The sequence below is a fragment of the Modestobacter versicolor genome (assembly GCF_041028285.1).
GTDB lineage: Bacteria > Actinomycetota > Actinomycetes > Mycobacteriales > Geodermatophilaceae > Modestobacter > Modestobacter versicolor_A.
In genome coordinates this window covers 625,171-642,770 of the sequence record NZ_JABGDB010000001.1, presented here as the reverse complement: position 1 = coordinate 642,770, position 17,600 = coordinate 625,171, and the positions used below count along the sequence as shown (strand labels likewise).

General features: G+C 73.3%; 16 protein-coding genes. 3 read left to right on the top strand and 13 right to left on the bottom strand.

What is annotated here, in order from left to right:
• Positions 1–7: 7 nt before the first annotated feature.
• From rpmA to ndk, 6 genes are all read right to left on the bottom strand, one after another.
• Positions 8–295 (bottom strand): 50S ribosomal protein L27, encoded by a 288-nt coding sequence (gene rpmA, locus HL054_RS03295; RefSeq protein WP_369137295.1) that lies wholly within the window; start codon positions 293–295, stop codon positions 8–10.
• 7 nt (positions 296–302) lie between these two features.
• Positions 303–626: a 50S ribosomal protein L21 gene (gene rplU, locus HL054_RS03290; RefSeq protein WP_369137294.1), complete on the bottom strand. Its 324-nt coding sequence runs from the start codon at positions 624–626 to the stop codon at positions 303–305.
• A gap of 193 nt (positions 627–819) precedes the next feature.
• Positions 820–4,137 (bottom strand): Rne/Rng family ribonuclease, encoded by a 3,318-nt coding sequence (locus tag HL054_RS03285; protein ID WP_369137292.1) that lies wholly within the window; start codon positions 4,135–4,137, stop codon positions 820–822.
• Between the two features lie 267 nt (positions 4,138–4,404).
• Positions 4,405–5,172 carry a TIGR03936 family radical SAM-associated protein gene (locus HL054_RS03280; RefSeq protein ID WP_369137291.1) on the bottom strand — a complete coding sequence of 256 codons (768 nt, stop codon included), beginning with the start codon at positions 5,170–5,172 and terminating at the stop codon, positions 4,405–4,407.
• Positions 5,172–7,097: a TIGR03960 family B12-binding radical SAM protein gene (locus HL054_RS03275; RefSeq protein ID WP_369137289.1), complete on the bottom strand. Its 1,926-nt coding sequence runs from the start codon at positions 7,095–7,097 to the stop codon at positions 5,172–5,174. Before HL054_RS03275 ends, HL054_RS03280 begins: the two co-directional genes overlap by 1 nt.
• A gap of 50 nt (positions 7,098–7,147) precedes the next feature.
• Positions 7,148–7,570: a nucleoside-diphosphate kinase gene (gene ndk, locus HL054_RS03270; protein ID WP_369137288.1), complete on the bottom strand. Its 423-nt coding sequence runs from the start codon at positions 7,568–7,570 to the stop codon at positions 7,148–7,150.
• Positions 7,571–7,645: 75 nt separating this feature from the next.
• Between ndk and HL054_RS03265 the strand changes: the two genes are divergently transcribed.
• Both HL054_RS03265 and HL054_RS03260 read left to right on the top strand, forming a co-directional pair.
• Positions 7,646–7,867, top strand: coding sequence for a helix-turn-helix domain-containing protein (locus tag HL054_RS03265; RefSeq protein WP_369137287.1), 222 nt, complete (start codon positions 7,646–7,648; stop codon positions 7,865–7,867).
• 1 nt (position 7,868) lies between these two features.
• Positions 7,869–8,405 (top strand): Clp protease N-terminal domain-containing protein, encoded by a 537-nt coding sequence (locus HL054_RS03260; protein WP_369137286.1) that lies wholly within the window; start codon positions 7,869–7,871, stop codon positions 8,403–8,405.
• A gap of 43 nt (positions 8,406–8,448) precedes the next feature.
• On the opposite strand, the gene HL054_RS03255 is transcribed toward HL054_RS03260, so the two are convergent.
• The 3 genes from HL054_RS03255 to HL054_RS03245 all read right to left on the bottom strand — a co-directional run bounded on the left by HL054_RS03255 (position 8,449) and on the right by HL054_RS03245 (position 10,656).
• Complete coding sequence (locus HL054_RS03255) at positions 8,449–8,730, bottom strand: hypothetical protein (protein WP_369137284.1); 282 nt, start codon at positions 8,728–8,730, stop codon at positions 8,449–8,451.
• 124 nt (positions 8,731–8,854) lie between these two features.
• On the bottom strand, positions 8,855–9,262 hold the full coding sequence (locus tag HL054_RS03250) for a DUF4233 domain-containing protein (protein WP_369137282.1): 408 nt from the start codon (positions 9,260–9,262) through the stop codon (positions 8,855–8,857).
• Complete coding sequence (locus HL054_RS03245; protein WP_369137281.1) at positions 9,259–10,656, bottom strand: bifunctional folylpolyglutamate synthase/dihydrofolate synthase; 1,398 nt, start codon at positions 10,654–10,656, stop codon at positions 9,259–9,261. The genes HL054_RS03250 and HL054_RS03245 overlap by 4 nt, the downstream gene beginning before the upstream one ends.
• Before the next feature lie 19 nt (positions 10,657–10,675).
• On the opposite strand from HL054_RS03245, the gene valS reads away from it, so the two are divergent.
• Positions 10,676–13,276: a valine--tRNA ligase gene (valS, locus tag HL054_RS03240; protein WP_369137280.1), complete on the top strand. Its 2,601-nt coding sequence runs from the start codon at positions 10,676–10,678 to the stop codon at positions 13,274–13,276.
• A gap of 19 nt (positions 13,277–13,295) precedes the next feature.
• On the opposite strand, the gene HL054_RS03235 is transcribed toward valS, so the two are convergent.
• From HL054_RS03235 to HL054_RS03220, 4 genes are all read right to left on the bottom strand, one after another.
• Complete coding sequence (locus HL054_RS03235) at positions 13,296–14,141, bottom strand: DUF559 domain-containing protein (RefSeq protein ID WP_369137279.1); 846 nt, start codon at positions 14,139–14,141, stop codon at positions 13,296–13,298.
• A gap of 318 nt (positions 14,142–14,459) precedes the next feature.
• Positions 14,460–15,734, bottom strand: coding sequence for an ATP-dependent Clp protease ATP-binding subunit ClpX (gene clpX / locus HL054_RS03230; protein ID WP_369137278.1), 1,275 nt, complete (start codon positions 15,732–15,734; stop codon positions 14,460–14,462).
• A 291-nt stretch (positions 15,735–16,025) separates the two neighbouring features.
• The gene (locus HL054_RS03225; protein WP_110551417.1) at positions 16,026–16,655 is read right to left on the bottom strand and encodes an ATP-dependent Clp protease proteolytic subunit; all 630 of its coding nucleotides are present in this window, start codon (positions 16,653–16,655) and stop codon (positions 16,026–16,028) included.
• Between the two features lie 2 nt (positions 16,656–16,657).
• Positions 16,658–17,308, bottom strand: a complete 651-nt coding sequence (locus HL054_RS03220; protein WP_440347911.1) for an ATP-dependent Clp protease proteolytic subunit — start codon at positions 17,306–17,308, stop codon at positions 16,658–16,660.
• Positions 17,309–17,600 lie beyond the last annotated feature (292 nt).

Here is a 17,600-nt window from a genome sequence, read left to right as displayed (position 1 = left end):
TCCTTCTTCAGGCGGAGACGGTCTCGCGGGCGGCCACGGGGGCGCCGACGGTCGTGATCGTGACCTCGCGACGTCCGCGGCGGAACCCGAAGGTGACCGCGCCCGGGACGAGGGCGAACAGCGTGTCGTCCTTGCCGCGGCCGACGCCGAGGCCGGGGTGGAAGTGCGTGCCGCGCTGGCGGACGATGATCTCGCCGGCCTTGACGACCTGGCCGCCGAAGCGCTTCACGCCCAGGCGCTGGGAGTTCGAGTCGCGGCCGTTACGGGACGACGATGCGCCCTTCTTGTGTGCCATGTCGTCGTCAGCCCTTCGTGATGTCCGTGTCGATGGCCCGGACCACGACGCTGGTCAGGGGCTGACGGTGCCCCTGGCGCTTGTGGTAGCCCGTCTTGTTCTTGAACTTGTGGATGTGGATCTTCGGGCCCTTGCCGTGCTCGACGATCTCGCCGGTCACGGTCACGCCCGCGAGCGCCTGCGCATCCGTGGTGACGGTGTCGCCGTCGACCAGCAGGATCGCCGGGAGGGTGACGGTGTCACCGGCCTCCCCGCGCAGGCGGTTGATGGTGAACGTGTCACCGACACCCACCTTGTGCTGCGTTCCACCGGCCTTGACGACTGCGTACACCACTGACTCCTCGATCGGTCTGAAGCTGATCCAGCACTGTGTCCTGCGCACATCCCGGCGCGCGGCCGAGTGCTGGACGAGTTGCCCGCTCCCGCGGCACACCCGGAGGCGGCCCGTCGTCACGGAGCAACCCGTCCAGCGTACCCGAGCCGACGTACGCCGGTCGAACCGCACTGGGCGGGGTCGTGCCGTCCTACGCGGTCGGCGGTCCGGCCGGCCGCGATGCGGCCCGTCGGCGCCGCGGCCGGGCCACCGGGGGTGCGTCCCCGGCGACCGGCTCGGCGACCGGCTGGGGCGCGACGACGACCGCCGGGGCGGCGGTCGCGACGTCGGCCACGGTCGGGTCCACCGTCTGGTCCACGGTCTGGTCCACGGTCGGCTCCGCGGCCGGGACGGGGTCGACGCGCGGCGGCTCCTCGTCGGCGGGGAGCTGCTCGGCGATCGGCGCCTCGGCGAGGTCACCGGGCGTGCCGACGATCTCGGCGGCCAGGAACGAGTCCGGCGTCGGCTGCTCGGCCGGCGCCGGGACGGCGTCGGCCGCCGGCTCCACGGCCACCGGCTCATCCGCCGCGGCGGGCTCGTCGGCGACCTCGGCGGCCGGCTCCCCCACGGGCAGCGGGCCGGCGTCCGGCACACCGTCCGGGACGACCTCGACGCCGGCGACCCCGGTGTCCACCGCGGGCCCGTCACCGGGCTCCTCGACGGGCTCCTCGACGGGCTCCTCGACGGGCTCCTCGGTGGGCTCGTCCGCGCGGACCGCGGCGAGCACGGCGGCGTCCTCGGCGGCACGCGCCTCACCGGACTGGCCGCGGCCGCGACGGCCCCGGCTGCGGCGGCCGCTGCGGCCCTCTCCCCCGGCCTGCTCCGTCGGCTCGGCGGTGTCGCCGGTCTCCGGGTCGGCGACCGCGGCGTCGGGGGCCTCGGCGGCGTCCCGGCGCGGCTGGTCGCCCCGGCCGCCGGCGTCCTTGGCCGCAGCGTCCTTGGCGTCGGCACCGCGGTCACGGTCGCGGTTGCGCCCGCCACCGGGGGTGCTGCCGGAGTTGCCCCCGCCGCCGTTCCCGGCCGAGCCGGAGCCCGAGCCGTTCCCGTTGCCGCCGTTGCGCTTCTTGTCGTCCACCGGGTCGGTGTGCACCAGCACCCCGCGGCCGCGGCAGTGCTCGCACGGCTCGGAGAAGACCTCGAGCAGGCCCTGGCCGACCCGCTTGCGGGTCATCTGCACCAGGCCCAGCGAGGTGACCTCGGCGACCTGGTGCTTGGTGCGGTCGCGGCCGAGGCACTCGGTGAGCCGCCGCAGCACGAGGTCGCGGTTGCTCTCCAGCACCATGTCGATGAAGTCGATGACGATGATGCCGCCGATGTCGCGCAGCCGGAGCTGGCGGACGATCTCCTCGGCGGCCTCGATGTTGTTGCGGGTGACGGTCTGCTCGAGGTTCCCGCCGGACCCGACGAACTTGCCGGTGTTGACGTCGACGACCGTCATGGCCTCGGTGCGGTCGATCACCAGCGAGCCGCCCGAGGGCAGCCACACCTTGCGGTCCAGCGCCTTGGCCAGCTGCTCGTCGATCCGCAGGTCGCGGAAGACGTCGCCGGTGCCGGCGTAGCGCTGCAGCCGCTCGGACAGCTCCGGGGAGACGTGCGCGACGTAGGCCTCGACGGTGTCCCAGGCGTCGTCGCCCTGCACGACCAGCCGCTTGAAGTCCTCGTTGAAGACGTCGCGGATGACCCGGATCGCGAGGTCGGGCTCGCCGTAGAGCAGCGTCGGGGCAGATGAGGTCGAGGAGGCCTTGGTCTGGATGACCTCCCACTGCGCCTGCAGCCGGGCCACGTCGCGGGTGAGCTCCTCCTCCGAGGCGCCCTCCGCGGCGGTCCGGATGATCACGCCGGCGTCGTCCGGGACGATCTTCTTGAGGATGTCCTTGAGCCGCTGGCGCTCCTTGTCCGGCAGCTTGCGGCTGATGCCGGTCATCGAGCCACCGGGCACGTAGACCAGGAAGCGGCCGGGCAGGTTGATCTGCTGGGTCAGCCGGGCGCCCTTGTGGCCGATCGGGTCCTTGGTGACCTGCACCAGGACCTTGTCGCCGGACTTCAGCGCGGTCTCGATCGAGCGGGACTTGCCGGACAGCCCGGCGGCGTCCCAGTTCACCTCGCCGGCGTAGAGCACGGCGTTGCGGCCCTTGCCCACGTCGACGAACGCCGCCTCCATGCTCGGCAGCACGTTCTGCACGCGGCCGAGGTAGACGTTGCCGGCGAAGGACGTGGCCTGGGCCTGGGTGACGTAGTGCTCGACCAGGACGTCGTCCTCGAGGACGGCGATCTGGGTTCGCTCGCCCTGCTGGCGGATGACCATGGCGCGGTCCACGGCCTCGCGGCGGGCCAGGAACTCCGACTCGCTCAGGATCGGCGCGCGCTTGCGCCCGCCGTCCCGGCCCTCCCGGCGGCGCTGGCGCTTGGCCTCGAGCCGGGTGGACCCGGCCACGCCGCGGACGTCGTCGTCGCTCGAGGTGCGGCCGTTGCGGCCGGCGCGCTCGGGCCGGTCGTCGTCGTCGACGGGCTCCTCGACGGCGCTCTCACCACTGGTGCCCCGGCGGCGACGGCGGCGCCGGCGGCGGGTGCTCGACCCCGCGCCGCCCTCGGCCGCATCGTCGTCCTCGTCGTCGTCCTCGGTGACCTCGGGCGCGTCGGTCTCGGCGTCCTCGCCGGCGTCCTCGTCGGCACCGGAGGCAACGGGCGCGTCGCCGTCCTCGTCGCCCTCGGCGTCCTCACCGGTGCGGCCACGACCGCGGCCACGACGGCCCCGGCGGCGGCGACGGCTGCCGGAGGCACCGCCGTCCTCGCCGTCGCGGTCCTCGCCGTCGTCGTCCCGGTCGTCGACGTCGGGGGTCTCGACGTCCTCGACCTCGACGGCCTCGACGGCCTCGACGGCCTCGACCGGCATCTCCTCGACCTCACGCTCGACCTCGCGGCGGCGGCTGTTCCGGCTGCGGCGCGGCGGGGCCGGCTCCTCGGCGCGGTCAGCGTCGTCGGCGGGGGTCGCGTCGACCTCGACCGGGGACTCCGCAGGACGACGGCTGCGCCGGCGCGGCGGGGGTGCGGCGTCGGGCTCGGGGGCCACGAACGTCACGAAGGCGGGGATCACCGGTGCCACGGGGGCGGGCGCCGGCTCGACCGAGTCGGGGTCGGCGGGCAGCACCGGCCGGGTCGCGCGGCGGCGGGGCCGGGCGGTGACGGTGGTGGGCTCGGGCGAGCTGAACTGGGCACCGAACCGGGGCAGCTCGGAGCCGGTGTCGGGCATGGGGGTGGGCGACGGGTTGAGCGGCACGTCGTCGCCCGCCACCGCCTCCGCGGCGGGGAGCTCGACCTCCTCCTCGGCGACCGGCTCGGCCGGGTCCAGGAGGAGGCCGCTCTCGGCCGGGGTGGTGTCCGGGGCCGGGCCGGGCTGCTCGTCGGGAGCAGGAGCCCCCGCCGACCCGGTGGTGGCGGTGCTGGTGTCGTCGTCGATGCGGTCGGCCACGAAGGGCTCGCCTCCTGTGCGTCCCCGGGCGCCGATCGTCTCCGACTGGCGGCCGCGCAGGGACGCGGTTCGGGCGGGACGGGCGACCGCCGAGGCGGCGCTGCCCTTCCCGCGAAGTCTGTGTCGCGCCCCGGCCGGTGCGGCTGGGGCCCGGTGGTGCAGCGTGCGGAACGCGGGTGGTGCGGTGTCACGAAGATCGAGTGGTGCGGGTCGCGCCACGGCTGGCAGACGTGTCGCGGACGACGCCGGGCGACCGGCCCCGCCGGTTCAGACCTGCGCGCGCTCCTCCTGGCAGCTGGAGCGCACCGCACGATCGGGCCCGAGCGGATCGGCGACGTCACCACTGGCGTCGAGCCGGCCCTGCGCCTCACGCACGGCCCGGGGGGGCAACGGCGGGCGCAGGTCGGCGACGGCGGCCAGCGCGGCCATCACGTCGTCCGGTCGAACGGTCGGCGTGAGCTGCCGTACGACCACCTGCAGTATGGCACAACCTGCCTCCACGGCCACCGCCGCGCGGACGACCGCCTCCCGGGCGTCGACGTCCCGGGTGCCGTTCTTGGTGCGCTTGGCCACCAGCACGACGTCGCGGGCGAGGAACGCCTGCACGGCCGCGGACAGCTCGTCGGCGTCCACCCCGGGCAGGTCGATCCGCCACCGGGTGGCGTCGAGCCGGTCGGCGAGCGAACCGCTGCCCTCGACCGCCTCCACGCACTCCAGGACGTCGATGCCCGGGGGCAGCGAGGCGTCCAGCGCGGCCCGCACCTGCTCCGGGTCACGCCGCTCGGACAGCCCGATCTCAAAGTACTCCGCCTCGGACGCCGCCCCGGTCGGCGCGGCGCCCATGTAGGAGATCTTCGGGTGCGGGCTGAAGCCGGCCGAGAACGCCATCGGCACCTGCGAGCGCCGCAGTGCGCGCTCCAGGGCCCGCGCCAGGTCCCGGTGCGAGGCGAACCGCAGCGGGCCGCGCTTGGTGTAGCGCAGCCGCAGCTTCTGCACGGTCGGTGGCGGCGGAGGCCCGTCGGGCTGCCGCGCCATCAGCGCACCACGGTGAGCGGGATCAGGCTGCGGCCGGTGGGGCCGATCTGGATCTCGGTGCCCATGGTCGGGCAGACCCCGCAGTCGTAGCACCCGGTCCACCGGCAGTCGCCGACCTCGTCCTCGGAGATCGCGTCCTGCCAGTCGTCCCAGAGCCACTCCTTGTCCAGCCCGGAGTCCAGGTGGTCCCAGGGCAGCACCTCGTGCTCGGTGCGCTCCCGGGTGGTGTACCAGTCCAGGTCCAGGCCGAAGGTGGCCAGCTCCTCGGCGGCGGCCGTCGTCCAGCGCTGGAAGCTGAAGTGCTCGCTCCAGCCGTCGAAGTGCCCGCCGTCGCGCCACACCCGCTCGATGACCCGGCCGACCCGGCGGTCACCGCGGGACAGCAGCCCCTCGATCACGCCGGGCTTGCCGTCGTGGTAGCGGAGCCCGATCGAGCGGCCGATCCGGCGGTCGGCGTTGATGGCCTCGCGGAGGATGCGCAGCCGGTGGTCGATCGTCTCGGCGCTGGCCTGCGCGGCCCACTGGAACGGGGTGTGCGGCTTGGGCACGAAGCCACCGATGGAGACGGTGCAGCGGATGTCCTTGGACCCGCTGGCCTCCCGGCCGGCGCGGATCACCTCGACCGCCAGCTCGGCGATCTCCAGCACGTCCTCGTCGGTCTCGGTCGGCAGACCGCACATGAAGTAGAGCTTCACCTGGCGCCAGCCGTTGGCGTAGGCGGTGGTGACCGTGCGGACCAGGTCCTCCTTGGACACGGTCTTGTTGATCACCCGTCGGATCCGCTCGCTGCCGCCCTCGGGGGCGAAGGTGAGCCCGGAGCGGCGGCCGTTGCGGGACAGCTCGTTGGCCAGCGTGACGTTGAAGGCGTCCACCCGGGTGCTGGGCAGGCTCAGGCCGGTGTTGGTGCCCTCGTAGCGGTCGGCGAGCTCCTTGGCCAGCTGGCCGATCTCGGAGTGGTCGGCGCTGGACAGCGACAGCAGCCCGACCTCCTCGTAGCCGGTGGCCTTGAGGCCCGCGTCGACCATCGAGCCGATGCCGGTGATGGTCCGCTCGCGCACCGGGCGGGTGATCATCCCGGCCTGGCAGAACCGGCAGCCGCGGGTGCAGCCGCGGAAGATCTCCACGCTCATCCGCTCGTGCACGCTCTCGGCCAGCGGGACCAGCGGCTGCTTGGGGTAGGGCCACTCGTCGAGGTCCATCACCGTGCGCTTGCCGATCCGCGCCGGGACGTCGTCCCGGGTGCGCAGGACCTCCGCGATCGTGCCGTCGCCGTGGTAGGTGACCGCGTAGAAGCGCGGCACGTACACCCCGTCGACGCGGGCCAGCCGGGCGAGCAGCTCGACGCGCCCACCGGGGCGGCCCTGCTCCTTCCAGGCGGCCACGACGTCGGTGATGTCACCGACGACCTGCTCCCCGTCGCCGAGGACGGCGCAGTCGACGAAGTCGCTGACCGGCTCGGGGTTGAAGGCGGCGTGCCCGCCGGCGACGACGACCGGGTGGGTCTCGTCCCGGTCGACGGCGTGCAGCGGCACGTCGGCCAGGTCGAGGGCCTCGAGCAGGTTGGTGTAGCCCAGCTCGGTGGCGAAGCTGACGCCCAGCAGGTCGAAGTCGCGCACCGGGCGGTGGGCGTCGACGGTGAACTGGCCGACGCCGTGCTCGCGCATCAGCCCGGCCAGGTCGGGCCAGACGGCGTAGGTGCGCTCGGCCAGGGCGTCGGGGCGCTCGTTGAGCACCTCGTACAGGATCATCAGGCCCTGGTTGGGCAGCCCGACCTCGTACGCGTCGGGGTACATGAGCGCCCAGTGGACGGCGACGTCGTCCCACGGCTTGATCTGGGCGTTCAGCTCACCGCCCACGTACTGGATCGGCTTCTGCACCTGGGCGAGCAACGGCTCGAGGCGTGGGTAGAGAGACTCGACAGTCATGACCCGCCCAGGGTAGACGGCGGGGCCCCGGGCGAGGGCCCCGCCGTCCGTCACGCGAGGCCGGGGAAGAAGAGCGCGATCTCGCGCGCGGCCGACTCGGGCGAGTCGGAGCCGTGCACGATGTTGTTCTGCACCTCGAGGGCGAAGTCGCCGCGGATGGTGCCGGGGGCCGCCTTCACCGGGTCGGTGGCGCCGGCCAGCGCGCGGAAGGCCTCGATGGCGCGGGGGCCCTCGACGACCAGGGCCAGCAGCGGGCCGCCGGTGATGAACTCGACCAGCGAGCCGAAGAACGGACGCTCGCGGTGCTCGCCGTAGTGCTCCTCGGCGACCTCCACGGTCAGCGTGCGCAGCTCGGCGGCGACCAGGCGCAGGCCCTTGGCCTCGAGACGGGTGACGACCTGGCCGACCAGGCCACGGGCGACGCCGTCGGGCTTGACCAGGACGAGGGAGCGCTCAGCAGTGGGTGCAGACACGGTGCGGGAGCGTACGGGACGGCCGGATCGTCAACCCAGGTTGACATGCACCGTGTGTCAACCTATGTTGACGACATGGCCTCCCCCACCGACGTCACCACCGCCGCGGCGGCCGACGACCCGGACACCGGGTTGCGCGCCGTCCGCGCCCTGCGCGACCTGGCCGACCGTCTGGAGCTCCTGCAGGTGACCAACGCCCGGGACCGCGGCTGGTCCTGGCAGCAGATCGCCGACGCGCTCGGCGTCAGCAAGCAGGCCGTCCACAAGAAGCACGCCACCTCGAGAAGGGACCGTTGACGTGTTCGAACGCTTCACCGACGAGGCCCGCGCGGCCGTCGTCCTCGCGCAGTACGAGGCCCGCACCCTGCGGGCGGACCGGATCGAGCCGGTGCACCTGCTCCTGGCGCTGGCCGCGGCTCCCGGCCGCGGCGGCGAGGTGCTGCGCGGGGCCGGCGCCGACCCGGCGTCGGTGCGGTCGGCGGTGGTCCGCTCCGGCGGCGCGCTGGACGCCGACGCGCTGGCCGCCGTGGGCATCGACCTGGACCAGGTGCGGGCGGCCGCGGAGTCCGCCTTCGGGCCCGGCGCCCTGGACCGGCCCGGCGACGGCCGCCCGGGGCACATCCCGTTCGCCGCGGGCAGCAAGCGGGCGCTGGAGGAGTCGCTGCGGCACGTGCTGCGGCAGGCGGGCCGCCGCCGGGCCCGGGTCATCGACAGCGCGGCGGTGCTGGCCGGGCTGCTCGCCGTGGCCGACCCGGTGGTCGACCGGGTGCTGCAGCAGCTGGGCACCGGGGTGACCGCGCTGCGCGACCAGCTCGGCGGCGCCTCGGCGGCCTGACCGCCGCTCCGGTCGTCAGGAGCGGGCCGTCAGGAGCGGGTCGTCAGGAGCGGGTCGTCAGGTCCAGCCGGGCCATGTGGCGCCACAGCTCCTGGTCGGTGTCGCTGAGCCCGTTCCAGCAGTCGTAGCTGGCCCGGGCGTGCAGCTCGCGGGCGTGCCGGTCGACCAGGTCGTCGTGCACCTGGTGCCGGACCCGGTGGGCGTACTCCACGATCGTCTGGCTGATCGCGCCGCCCGCGCTGATCGCGGCGTCGTCGCCCCGGGCGCGCCGCTTCGGCTCCGGCCGCTCGTGGCGGCTGCCGCAGCAGCGGTCGTGGTTGGCCATGGTGTCCCCCTGTCCCCGCGACCGGAACTCCCGGTCACCGCGCGATCACTCTGCGCTAGGTCGACGTCATCATCCCGCCGGTGGAGCCGCCGCACGCCGGTGCCCACCCGATCGGATGAGCCGGTCAGTCCGCAGGGGACGACGGCGCCGTCGGCCCCGCCGGCGGGACAGCCGGGGGCGGGCCGAAGGGGCTGCCCAGCAGCTCGTTGCGGATCTGCAGCAGGTAGGCCCAGATCAGCACGAACAACCCGGCGACCAGCCACATGGCCGCGCCGAAGAAGCCGGTGAGCAGCAGCGGCACCTGCAGCGCGGTGCCGATGACCAGCCCCCGCGGTCGCCGCTGCACACCGCTGGCCAGCACCAGCAGCACCGCCAGCACGATGAGCACGGTCAGCCGGAAGCCGGTGAGCCCGTCGCCGCTCTGCGCGATGCCCCGCGGCACGAACAGCACGGCGATCCCCTCCAGCAGCAGGATCGCCGCGGCGGCACCGCCCAGGGCCTTCCCGGCGCGGACCGGGTCGGGCGCCGTCACGAGCGGGAGCCGGCGAGCAGGGTGCGGGCCTCCCCGGCGGTGATCACGCTGCCGGTGACCAGCACGCCCGAGCCGCCCAGCGCGTCGTCCGGGCCGGCCTCGGCCAGCTCGATCGCCGCCTCCAGGGCGTCGGTCAGCCGCGGGTGGACGCTGACCCGGTCGGTGCCGAAGACGTCGACCGCCAGCGCCCCGAGCTCGTCGGCCGGCATCGCCCGCTCGGAGCTGTTCTCGGTGACGACCAGCTCCGCGCACAGCCCCTCGAGCTCGGCGAGCATGCCGCTGACGTCCTTGCCGCGCACGCAGCCCACCACGCCGACCAGCCGGGTGAAGTCGAAGGACTCGCGCACCGCCGCGACGGTGGCGGCCATCCCCGCGGGGTTGTGCGCGGCGTCGACGAGCACCGTCGGCGAGCTGCGCACCCGCTCGAGCCGCCCGGGCGACCGGACTGCGGCGAAGGACTCCCGGACGACGTCCTGGGCGATGACCCCGGTGGCCGCGCCCGCGCCGAGGAACGCCTCGACGGCGGCCAGCGCGACGGCGGCGTTCTGCGCCTGGTGGGCGCCGAACAGCGGCAGGAACACCTCGTCGTACTCGCCGCCCAGGCCCTGCAGCCGCACCTGCTGCCCGCCGACGGCGACCCGGCGCTCCAGCACGCCGAACTCGGTGCCCTCGCGGGCCACCGTGGCGTCGACCTCGATCGCCCGCCGGACCAGCGCCTCCAGGGCACCGGCCGGCTGGTGGGCGAGGACCGCGACGACCCCGCCGTCCGGACGGCCGTCGGGCAGCACGCCGTCACCGGTGCTGGGCTTGATGATCCCGGCCTTCTCGGTGGCGATGGTGGCGACGTCGGGGCCGAGGTACTCGGCGTGGTCCATCGACACCGGCGTGACGACGGCGACCCGGGCGTCGGCGACGTTGGTCGCGTCCCAGGTGCCGCCCATGCCGACCTCGACCACCGCGACGTCGACCGGGGCGTCGGCGAAGGCGGCGTAGGCCATCGCCACGGACACCTCGAAGAACGACATCGGGGCGTCGCTGCTTGTGTCCACCATCTGCACGTAGGGGGCGATGTCGTCGTAGACCTCGACGAAGCGCTCGGCCCCGATCGGCTCGCCGTCCAGCACGATCCGCTCGCGCATCGACTCCAGGTGCGGGCTGGTGAACCGGCCCACCCGCAGCCCGAAGCCGCGCAGCAGCTCGTCGATCATGCGCGCCGTCGACGTCTTGCCGTTGGTGCCGGTGACCTGCACGACGGGGAACGCGCGGTGCGGGGAGCCCAGCAGGTCGACCAGCGCGGAGATGCGGGTCAGGGAGGGCTCGAGGCGGTTCTCCGGCCACCGCGCCAGGAGCGCCTGTTCGACCCGGCCGAGGTCACGGGAAAGGGAGGTGCTCACCGCTCCTAGGATGCCAGTCATGGCAGCCGACGCCCCGACCCTGGGACCAGCCCCCGACAGCACCGCCCCGGGAGCTCTCGTCGGCGTACCCGACAAGCCCTCCATCGACGGGCTCGAGGAGAAGTGGGTGGCCCGCTGGGCCGAGGGCGACACGTACGCCTTCGACCGGGCCGCCGCGCTCGCCGCCCCCCGCGCCGAGACGTACGCGATCGACACCCCGCCGCCGACGGCCAGCGGGTCGCTGCACGTGGGGCACGTCTTCAGCTACACCCACACCGACATCGTCGCCCGCTACCAGCGGATGCGCGGCAAGCACGTCTTCTACCCGATGGGCTGGGACGACAACGGCCTGCCCACCGAGCGCCGGGTGCAGAACTACTACGGCGTGCGCTGCGACCCCTCGCTCCCCTACGACCCGTCGTTCACCCCGCCGGAGAAGGCGGCCAAGGACCAGCTGCCGATCTCCCGCCGCAACTTCGTCGAGCTGTGCGAGCAGCTGACCGCCGTCGACGAGGCCGCCTTCGAGGAGCTGTGGCGCCGGGTCGGCCTCTCGGTGGACTGGGGCAACGTCTACCGGACGATCTCGGAGACCTCGCGGGCCACCGCGCAGCGGATGTTCCTGCACAACCTCGCCCGCGGGGAGGCCTACGCCCAGGAGGCGCCCACCCTCTGGGACGTCACCTTCCGGACGGCGGTCGCCCAGGCCGAGCTGGAGGACCGGGAGCGCCCGGGCGCCTACCACCGGATCGGGTTCGCCGGGCCCGAGGGCCCGGTGTTCATCGAGACCACCCGGCCCGAGCTGCTGCCGGCCTGCGTCGCGCTGGTGGCCCACCCCGACGACGCCCGCTACCAGCCGCTGTTCGGGAAGACGGTCAGCACGCCGCTGTTCGGCGTCGAGGTGCCGGTCGTGGCGCACCGGCTGGCCGAGCCGGACAAGGGCTCCGGCATCGCGATGATCTGCACCTTCGGCGACCTCAACGACGTCACCTGGTGGCGCGAGCTGCAGCTGCCCACCCGCGCCGTCATCGGCTGGGACGGCCGGTTCGTGCCGGACGCCCCGGCCGGGGTGCCGGCCGAGGTCTACGCCGAGCTGGCCGGGAAGACCTCGTTCAGCGCGCAGCAGCGGGTCGTGGAGCTGCTGCGCGAGTCCGGTGACCTGGTCGGCGACCCGAAGCCGATCACCCACCCGGTGAAGTTCTTCGAGAAGGGCGAGCGCCCGCTGGAGATCGTCACCACCCGGCAGTGGTACATCCGCAACGGCGGCCGGGACGGCGACCTGCGCGAGGCGCTGCTGGCGCGCGGTAGGGAGATCCAGTGGGTGCCCGACCACATGCGGCACCGCTACGAGAACTGGGTCGAGGGCCTCAACGGCGACTGGCTGATCAGCCGCCAGCGGTTCTTCGGCGTCCCGTTCCCGGTCTGGTACCGCCTCGACGCCGAGGGCGAGCCGGACTTCTCCGCGCCGCTGCTCGCGCCCGAGGCGTCGCTGCCGGTCGACCCGTCCTCCGACGTGCCGGAGGGCTTCACCGCCGACCAGCGTGGTGTGCCCGGCGGCTTCATGGCAGACCCCGACGTCATGGACACCTGGGCCACCTCCTCGCTGTCGCCGCAGGTGGCGTCGGGCTGGGACACCGACCCGGAGCTGTTCGCGCACGTCTTCCCGATGGACCAGCGGCCGCAGGCGCACGACATCATCCGCACCTGGCTGTTCTCCACCGTCGTCCGGGCGCACTTCGAGCACGGCGCGGTGCCGTGGACGCACGCCACGATCTCCGGCTTCGTGGTCGACCCCGACCGCAAGAAGATGTCGAAGTCCAAGGGCAACGCGACGACGCCGATCGACGTGCTGGAGCGGTACGGCACCGACGCGGTGCGGTGGCGGGCCGCCGGCGCACGTCCCGGGGCGGACTCCCCCTTCGACGAGGCGCAGATGAAGGTCGGCCGCCGGCTGGCCATGAAGATCCTGAACGTCGGCAAGTTCGTGCTGGGGCTGGGCGCCTCGACCGAGCTGGGGGCCGCGGACGTCACCGAGCCGATCGACCTCGGGCTGCTGGCCCAGCTCGCGCAGGTCGTCGACGAGGCGACCGCGGCGATGGAGGCCTACAACTACACCCGCGCCCTCGAGGTCGCCGAGACGTTCTTCTGGTCCTTCTGCGACGACTACGTCGAGCTGGTCAAGACCCGGGCCTACGCCGACGACGACGCGGCCCGCTCGGCGCAGGCGACCCTGGCGGTGGCCCTGTCGGTGCAGCTGCGGCTGTTCGCGCCGGTGCTGCCCTTCGTCACCGAGGAGGTCTGGTCGTGGTGGCAGGGCGGCTCGGTGCACCGGGCGCTGTGGCCGACCGCGACCGAGCTGCCCACCGGCGGTGACCGGGCGGTGCCGGCGGTGGCCGCGGAGGCGCTGGCCGCGGTCCGCAAGGCGAAGTCGGAGGCCAAGCAGTCGATGCGGGCCGACGTCGCCACCGCGACGGTGACCGCGCCGGCCGCGCAGGTGGCCGTCGTCGAGTCGGCCCGGCGCGACCTGACCTCGGCGGGACGGATCCAGGAGCTCACCGTGGTCGCCGGCGAGGGCCCGCTGACCGTCGACGTGGTGCTCGCCGAGCTGCCCGCCGAGGGGTGACCGCGGCGCTCCCCCGGCCTCACCTAGCGCCGCCCGGGGTTGTCCGCGTGCGCGGAGTGCCAAGTGCCCGGGCCGCAGCTGACACCTTGCGCACGCCGTCGCCGACGAGCAGCCGGCGGCGGGCTGCGGCGGTGCGGGCGATGTCGCGCTGGCAGCTCGCAGGCGCCTCGGTGAGGCGCTGGTAGCTGAACCGCAGCGTCTGCCAGCCCACGGTGGCCAGCAGTGCGTCACGCCGGATGTCCCGCTCGCGCTGCTCGCGGGACCCGTGGTGGGCGGCACCGTCCATCTCGACCGCGAGGAGCAGTTGATCGCAGGCTGCGTCCAGTACGAAGCGCTCGCCGGCCACCTGCACCGGCCGCTGCTGCACGAAGGCCGGCAGGCCCGGGGCCCTGAGCACCTGCAGGCAACCCCAGATCTCCAGCTCGCTCCGGCAGCCGTCGGCGAGCAGGCGGACCAACTCGACCAGCGCCGCCCGACCGGGCAACCGCGGGCGCCGAGCCAACTCGTCGGCGAGCTGCCGGGCCGAGCACAGCCGCTGCCGGACCGCGGTGATCGCAGCCGCGCGGACGGCCGGCCGACCCAACCCGGACGGGTCGCCCCACGCGTCGACGACCGACCGCTCCACCGACGTCACCGGCAGGCCGTCGAGCGACCGCGCGTGCCACGCGGCGTCGGCCACCCGGTGCAGCACGACGCCCGGTGTCCCCCGACCGCTGCGGCCCGCCGCCACGGTGACGTGCACCGGTCCGCGGGGCGGCGGCGCCAGCTCCCACAGCGCCAGGGCGGTCGCGTGGCTGACCACGGCGTCCCGCGACCGGACGGCGGCGGCCACCCGGACCCGCCAGTCGCCGAGCGGCCCCGGCACGGCGTAACAGCCCCCACCGAGGCGCACCAACCGGCCATCCGCCACCCACGAACGGACGGTCGTCGGGCTGACCCGGGCCGTCAGCTCCGCCCAGGTCGTCCACCCGGCTGGCCCGACCAAGGATCCGACGTCGTGCCGCACCCCAGCAGCCTGCCGCTCCGGGGCGCGGAGTGGCGGCCAGGTCGCCGATCTGTGGACGACGGGCGCTGACTGCCAGGTGCCGGAGCCGTGGCTAACAGTCCGCGCACACGGACCCCGACCGCGGCAAACAGCGACGGCCCGCTCCCAGGTGGGAACGGGCCGTCGGTGGTGTGCGGGCTAGGCGGACTTCTCGCGGGGGGCGCGGGCGGGCTTGCGCGGCACGATGGTCGGGTTCACGTGCTCCAGGACGACGTCCTGGGTGATGACCACGGTGGCGACATCCTCGCGGCTGGGGATGTCGTACATCACCGACTGGAGGACCTCCTCCATGATCGCCCGCAGCCCACGGGCACCGGTGCCCCGCAGGATGGCCTGGTCGGCGATCGCCTCGAGGGCGTCGTCGGTGAACTCCAGCTCCACCCCGTCGAGCTCGAACAGCCGCCGGTACTGGCGCACCAGGGCGTTCTTCGGCTCGGTGAGGATGTTGATCAGCGCCTCGCGGTCCAGCTTTTGCACGCTGGTGATCACCGGCAGCCGGCCGATGAACTCCGGGATCATGCCGAACTTCAGCAGGTCCTCGGGCATGACCTGGGCGAAGGCGTTGGCGGCCTCGATCTCCTTCTTGCCACGCACCTCGGCGCCGAAGCCGATGCCCTGCTTGCCGGTGCGGGCCTCGATGACCTGGTCCAGCCCGGCGAAGGCGCCACCCACGATGAACAGCACGTTGGTGGTGTCGATCTGGATGAACTCCTGGTGCGGGTGCTTGCGGCCGCCCTGCGGCGGCACCGACGCCGTCGTCCCCTCGAGGATCTTCAGCAGCGCCTGCTGCACGCCCTCACCGGAGACGTCGCGGGTGATCGACGGGTTCTCGCTCTTGCGGGCGATCTTGTCGACCTCGTCGATGTAGATGATCCCGGTCTCGGCGCGCTTGACGTCGTAGTCGGCCGCCTGGATCAGCTTGAGCAGGATGTTCTCGACGTCCTCGCCGACGTAGCCGGCCTCGGTCAGCGCCGTGGCGTCGGCGATCGCGAACGGGACGTTGAGCATCCGGGCCAGCGTCTGCGCCAGGTGCGTCTTGCCGCAGCCGGTCGGGCCCATCAGCAGGATGTTGGACTTGGCGAGCTCGACGCCGTCGTCCCGGCTGCCGCGCTCACCGCCGGCCTGGATCCGCTTGTAGTGGTTGTAGACCGCCACCGCGAGCGTGCGCTTGGCCTGGTCCTGCCCGATGACGTACTGCTCGAGGAAGTCGTGGATCTCCTTGGGCTTCGGCAGCTCGTCGAACTTGAGGTCCGACGACTCCGAGAGCTCCTCCTCGATGATCTCGTTGCAGAGGTCGATGCACTCATCGCAGATGTACACCCCAGGGCCAGCGATGAGCTTCTTGACCTGCTTCTGGCTCTTCCCGCAGAAGGAGCACTTGAGCAGGTCGCCGCTCTCACCGATACGTGCCACCTGGCTGACCTCCACCTCGAGTGGGACGGCACTGGCGCTGCCCCTGGAACGTGCGTTCTGTGCCCTGTCGACGCCTGCTCGTCCGGCGTCCGTCGTCCCTGCGGTGCTGACCGGGGAATCGGGCGTTCGTCGAACCTACCCGGCTCCACCGACGTTCCCGGGCAGTGACGCACCCGGGGTCACCCAGCCCGTACCACCCGTCTCGCACCCCTCCCGTGACCCGGGAGCGATGGGAGAACGGTACGGGCCAGGAGCACGACACGCGCACCCCCGGCCCGTCCCGTCAGCGCATCACGCAGGGAGCGCGTTGAGCTTCCGGCTGGCGATGACCTGGTCGACGATGCCGTAGTCCTTGGCCTGCTGGGCCGTGAGGATCTTGTCGCGGTCGATGTCGGCCCGGACCTGCTCGGGGGTCTGACCGGTGTGCCGCGCCAGGATGTTCTCCATCTGCGTGCGCACCCGCTCGATCTCCGCGGCGTGGATCTCCAGGTCGGTGACCTGGCCGCCGGCCTCGCCGGAGGGCTGGTGGATCAGCACCCGGGAGAACGGCAGCGCCAGGCGCTTGCCCGGCGTGCCGGCCGCCAGCAGGACGGCGGCAGCCGAGGCGGCCTGGCCCATGCAGACGGTCTGGATGTCCGGCCGGACGAACATCATCGTGTCGTAGATGGCCGTCAGCGCGGTGAACGAGCCACCGGGGCTGTTGATGTACATCGTGATGTCGCGGTCGGGGTCGTTGGACTCCAGCGTGATCAGCTGGGCCATGACGTCGTTGGCCGACGCGTCGTCGATCTGCACCCCGAGGAAGATGATGCGCTCCTCGAAGAGCTTGTTGTAGGGGTTGGACTCCTTCATGCCGTAGCTCGTGCGCTCCACGAAGGAGGGCAGGATGTACCGGCTGGAGGGCATCTCGAAGTTGCTCATGGTCACTTCTCCGGTCCGTCGGTGACCGGGTTGTCGGTCGCGGTCATGGTGTCGGCGCGGGTCACGACGTGGTCGACGAAGCCGTACTCCAGCGCCTCGGCGGCGGTGAACCAGCGGTCGCGGTCGGAGTCCTTGGCGATCTGCTCCACCGGCTGCCCGGTGTGGAAGGCCTGCAGCTCGTTGAGCTCGGCCTTGGTGCGCCGGAACAGGTCGGCCTGGATGGCGATGTCGGAGGCGGTGCCGCCGACGCCGGCCGAGGGCTGGTGCATCATGATCCGCGCGTGCGGCAGGGCGTAGCGCTTGCCCTTGGCGCCGGCGGTGAGCAGGAACTGGCCCATCGAGGCGGCCAGGCCCATCCCGTAGGTGGCGACGTCGCAGTCGATGAACTGCATCGTGTCGTAGATCGCCATGCCCGCGGTGACCGAGCCGCCGGGCGAGTTGATGTAGAGGTGGATGTCGCGCTTGGGGTCCTCGGCGGACAGCAGCAGCATCTGGGCGGCGAGCTGGTTGGCGATCACGTCGTCGACCTGGCTGCCGAGGAAGATGATCCGCTCGCGCAGCAGGCGCTCGTAGACCGAGTCGCCGAGGTTCATCATCGAGCCGCCGGCGCGCATCAGCGGCGCTCCGGCGGAGATCAGGTCTGAGTTGCTCACGGGTGCGGTGACCTCCGTAGGACTGCGGTGCAGTCGGTCTCGTGGAACGGGTTGGCCGGTGGTCGGGGGGCGATCGACGACGCCGCGGACGGCCTCGTCGTGCCGGTCGTCGGTGCGGCCCCGGGGGATCGCCTCGGTGTCACGTCGACCCTAACGCGCACCCCCGACCGGTTCCTCCCGGTCGGGGCCGGTGTTCGCCGTGGGCGCAGCGTGGCGCGGGAGGCCACCGGGGGAACGGCCCCGGGGACGACAGCGCCGCCCGCACCCGGGGAGGGTGCGGGCGGCGCGGTGT

Bases quoted from the DNA above. Each gene is read 5' to 3' on its own strand.
- rpmA (WP_369137295.1), bottom strand. From the start codon at position 295: ATGGCACACAAGAAGGGCGCATCGTCGTCCCGTAACGGCCGCGACTCG.
- HL054_RS03280 (WP_369137291.1), bottom strand. From the start codon at position 5,172: ATGGCGCGGCAGCCCGACGGGCCTCCGCCGCCACCGACCGTGCAGAAG.
- HL054_RS03275 (WP_369137289.1), bottom strand. From the start codon at position 7,097: ATGACTGTCGAGTCTCTCTACCCACGCCTCGAGCCGTTGCTCGCCCAG.
- HL054_RS03265 (WP_369137287.1), top strand. From the start codon at position 7,646: ATGGCCTCCCCCACCGACGTCACCACCGCCGCGGCGGCCGACGACCCG.
- HL054_RS03255 (WP_369137284.1), bottom strand. From the start codon at position 8,730: ATGGCCAACCACGACCGCTGCTGCGGCAGCCGCCACGAGCGGCCGGAG.
- valS (WP_369137280.1), top strand. From the start codon at position 10,676: ATGGCAGCCGACGCCCCGACCCTGGGACCAGCCCCCGACAGCACCGCC.
- HL054_RS03225 (WP_110551417.1), bottom strand. From the start codon at position 16,655: ATGAGCAACTTCGAGATGCCCTCCAGCCGGTACATCCTGCCCTCCTTC.